Annotated in this window: 3 protein-coding genes; 1 reads left to right on the top strand and 2 read right to left on the bottom strand. The window is 51.1% G+C overall.

The features are described 5' to 3' along the window. Nucleotides 1–30 precede the first annotated feature (30 nt). The gene (locus GBAG_RS17590) at nt 31–1,599 is read right to left on the bottom strand and encodes an ABC transporter substrate-binding protein (RefSeq protein ID WP_034498726.1); all 1,569 of its coding nucleotides are present in this window, start codon (nt 1,597–1,599) and stop codon (nt 31–33) included. 326 nt (nt 1,600–1,925) lie between these two features. Continuing rightward, on the bottom strand, nt 1,926–3,431 hold the full coding sequence (gene proP, locus GBAG_RS17585; RefSeq protein ID WP_034498723.1) for a glycine betaine/L-proline transporter ProP: 1,506 nt from the start codon (nt 3,429–3,431) through the stop codon (nt 1,926–1,928). Nucleotides 3,432–3,724: 293 nt separating this feature from the next. On the opposite strand from proP, the gene GBAG_RS17580 reads away from it, so the two are divergent. Then, nucleotides 3,725–4,360, top strand: a 636-nt coding sequence (locus GBAG_RS17580) for a PAS domain-containing protein (RefSeq protein WP_034498721.1), incomplete at its 3' end; no start/stop codon positions are given.

Raw genomic sequence — 4,360 nt, 5'->3', positions numbered from 1 at the left:
TGGGGGAGAGGGTTAGGGTGAGGGGCAATCTTATTTACTGACGCGATCGTAATACACCATATCCGCATTCAAACCTTGCTGATAACCCTTCACGTTTTCACGCACAACTATCTGGGTTTTGCCCTGATCAACAAACACATACGGCGAATTATGCTGCACTTCTTCCTGTATTTTCTTATAAAGATCCAGGCGTTTTGCCGGGTCTGCTTCGGCGACAGCCGCCAGAGTTTGCTTATTCAACTCAGGAATTTGCCAGCCGTTTAAGCCTGCCACGGTGCTCGCTTTACCGTCGTTATAGGCAAAAGCACTCGCATTTGAATGAGCGTCAAAGTAATCCGGGATCCACAAACGAATCGCCGCCTGGTGCTGTTTGGCACGAACGCGAGCGTAGACCTGGCTGCCTGCGGCTGGCAGAAGATCAATCTTCACGCCGCCCTGGGCAAAGCTTGCCTGCATCGACTGCGCGATGGTGATAAACGGCGGTTTGTTTTCCACGTCCAGCGTGAAGTGCGCATCTTTGATGCCTGCTTTCGCGAGAATTTCTTTCGCTTTTGCCGGGTCAAATTTGAATGGATTGTTATCCAATGCCCCAGCAAAGCCCACCGGCAGGAAGCTCTGGTGGATAAAATACTGGCCTTTCAGCAAGTCTTTGGTGATGCCTTCGTAGTCCACCAGGTAGCGAGCCGCTTCCCACAGGGCCGGGTTTTTCAGCAGCGGGTTAGCATTGTTACCGGCGTTGAACACCATGTAATTCTGCTCGGCAGAAGGGATGCTCAACACTTTCACGCCCGGTTTGCCTTCCAGCGCGCTGGTCTGATCCGCACCTAAATCGCGAGCGATATCTGCGTCACCTTGCTGAATCAGCAGGCGGCGAGCGGCCGGGTCTGGCACGTTTTTAATAATGATGTTTTTAACTTTAGGCGCATCGCCCGGTGATGTTGGGTTGGCGTCTAATACAATCGCCTGATGCGGCTGGTAAACGCGCATTTTGAACGGGCCACTGCCCGCCGAGTGCATCTTCAGCCATTCGTTGCCGAAGTCACCGGCTTTAGCATTTGGGGAAACCGCTTTTTCATCCACGATAGAGGCAATCGGCGTGGAGAGAATATTCAGCGCCACCGCCGGGCTAACGTCTGCCGTCCAGTGTAATTCCAGTGTATGTTCATCGACCTTTTTCAACTGGCTGGCGATGTTGTCTGGCTGCCAGCCCAACACGTTGAGAATAAACGCCGGGGATTTGTTGAGCGTCACCGCGCGGGTATAAGAGAAGATAACGTCTTCCGGACGCAGCGGATTACCCGAGGAGAATTTGGCATCCGGGCGCAGTTTAATCGTCAATTTTTTATTCGCCGCATCGCCCTGCCAGCTTTCGGCCAGCACTGCGACCACTTTCGCCGGGTCATCACGGTCGGCCTGAACCAGGCGCTGATACAAACTTGGTACGGTTTGAATACTCGAAAGCTCGTTCGCTTCAGCAGGATCAAGGCTGACGATATCGTCCAGCCCCTGGGCGACAATCAAGGTATTTGGCGGTGTAGCGGCATAGCTGCTGGCGGAGATTGCAGCCAATAGCAGTAACGGCAGTGCTTTTCTTTGCATGTGGCACCCTGCTTAAGAAGGAAGAATATGAGACTGATGACTCTTCGTAGGTCGGATAAGCACAGCGTCATCCGACACCACGGGCGTAAATGGTGGATGACGCTCGCGCTTATCCACCCTACAAAGCTACAACTCGAATTATTTTGGGTATGTATGAATTGTTATTCTTTGAGCCGGTTACGTTAGGTGAGTTATGGATATTCGCAAAGTCCAAAAAATACTTTGCTTATAAATTTTAGACATAACCAATTCCTGCCAGGAATGAGGGTTAAAGCCAGAAATGAAAACGCCGGGCATTGGCCCGGCGTTTGTGATGCTGCTAAAGATTACTCGTTGATGCGCGGGTGCTGATCCACCAGGTTGGTACGCTTCGCCTGTAATTCTTCAATTTCACGGTCGATATCTTCGATTTTTTGCTCGATGTTATCGTGGTGTTCCTGAACAATTTCACGCGCTTCGGCAATATCAGACGCCGCAGGCGTTGCGCCTTTAAGCGGCTTATTCGCCGTCTCTTTCATCGTCAGACCGGTAATCAGACCGATAGCCGCAACCACCATCAGATAATAAGCGGGCATCATCAGGTTTTCGGTGGATTCCACTAACCACGCCGCAACCGTTGGGGTCACACCCGCAACCAGCACCGAAATATTAAAGGCACTGGCTAACGCACTGTAACGAATATGCGTCGGGAACATAGCGGGTAGAGTCGAAGCCATCACCCCGGTGAAGCAGTTCAGCACGACCGCCAGAATCAGCAACCCAGCAAATATCAGCCCCAGCACATTACTGTTAATCAGAATAAAGGCCGGAATCGCCAGAACAAGCAATGCCACGCTACCGAAGACGATAAACGGACGGCGGCCATAACGGTCACTCAGCAGGCCAATCATCGGCTGCACAAACAGCATCCCAATCATGATGGCGATAATAATCAGCACGCCATGTTCTTCGGAATAATGCAGGTTGTGCGACAGGTAACTTGGCATATACGTCAGCAACATATAGTAGGTGACGTTGGTTGAAATCACGATGCCGACACAGGTCAGCAGGCTGCGCCAGTGTTTCGTCGCAATCTCTTTGAAGGAGACTTTAGGGCCTTCAGCCAGGCCTTCTTTATCGCCTTGTTCAAGCTTTTCGATGTGCTGCTGGAACGCAGGAGTCTCTTCAAGCGCATGGCGCAAATACAGGCCGATAATCCCTAATGGCAACGCCAGGAAGAACGGCAGACGCCAGCCCCATTCGAGGAAGTTGGCTTCACCGACAATCGCTGTAATCAGCACCACCACGCCCGCACCACAGACAAAACCGGCTATCGAACCGAAGTCCAGCCAGCTGCCCATAAAGCCGCGTTTACGATCTGGTGAGTATTCCGCAACAAAGATTGAAGCACCGGTGTATTCACCACCCACTGAGAACCCTTGCGCCATCTTCGCAAGCAACAACAGGATTGGCGCCCAGATACCAATTGTCGCGTACGACGGAATCAGGCCAATACAGAAGGTACTCAATGACATAATGATAATGGTGATGGACAGGATCTTCTGACGCCCGTATTTATCGCCGAGCATACCGAAGAACAGGCCACCCAACGGGCGAATCAGGAAGGGAACGGAAAACGTACCCAGTGCGGCGATCATCTGCACACTTGGGCTGGCATCCGGGAAGAAGACCTTACCGAGCGCGTAAGCAACAAAGCCGTACACGCCGAAATCAAACCATTCCATCGCATTGCCAAGCGATGCGGCGGTAATCGCCTTTTTAAGACGGCTATCGTCGATGATGGTGACGTCACTGACCTTAATAGGTCTGACTTTCTTTTTCCTTTTTAACATTATTATCCTCTTTTTCCTTGCGGGAGCTAAACGGTCCCATACTAAGTGTAGTGTGCCGATTGCAAATTGAAGGTCAAAACTCCAGCACTTAGCGTCACTATGACATTTTCATTAATAACTTCATGAAATTAATGGGAAATGTGTTCCCCATCCAAAATCATTATAAAAAATATGGCTTAGTTAAAAAAGTGTGATCGTCGTCAAGTTTAACCGCTAAAGGAAATTTTTGCAGCGCCGAAATAACAATGCCACTAAAAATATTAACAATTGGATAACCTGCCAAGGGAGTTGCTATGACTGCGCGCACGGCTGCTACACAGCATGAATACCTGCTCGACGACGACACGACATTGATGTCGACTACCGATTTGAAAAGCATCATTACCCATGCGAACGATGCGTTTGTGAAAGTGAGTGGTTACGAACTTCACGAACTCACAGGCCAGCCCCACAACCTGGTGCGCCACCCTGATATGCCCAAAGCTGCCTTTGCTGATATGTGGTTCACCCTCCAAAAAGGCGAGCCGTGGACCGGTATTGTCAAAAACCAGCGCAAAAATGGCGATCACTACTGGGTGCGAGCGAATGTCATCCCGGTGGTGCGAAACGGGAAAACAACCGGATATATGTCGATTCGCACTAAAGCGAAACCGGAAGAAATTGCCGCCGTCCAGCCGCTCTACAAGGCGCTTAAGGAAGGGCGTTGCCAGCGCCGTCTGTTTAAGGGGCTGGTTATTGGCAAAACCTGGCTGGGGAAAATCCCGGCCTTGCCACTGCGTGGCCGTATTCGTTTGATTATGAGCGGCGTGTTTTTGCTGATGATGGCGGCTTCTGTTTCGCTGGGGCTGGGCGCATTACCGGTGCTGATTAGCGCTCTGGCGAGCGTGCTGGGTTGTTTGCTACTTGAGTGGCAAATTGCGCATCCGCTG

It is taken from the genome of Buttiauxella agrestis ATCC 33320 (genome assembly GCF_000735355.1).
Taxonomy (GTDB): Bacteria; Pseudomonadota; Gammaproteobacteria; order Enterobacterales; family Enterobacteriaceae; genus Buttiauxella; species Buttiauxella agrestis.
The sequence above is the reverse complement of the archived record's forward strand: the minus strand, read 5'-3'. Positions and strand labels throughout refer to the sequence as shown.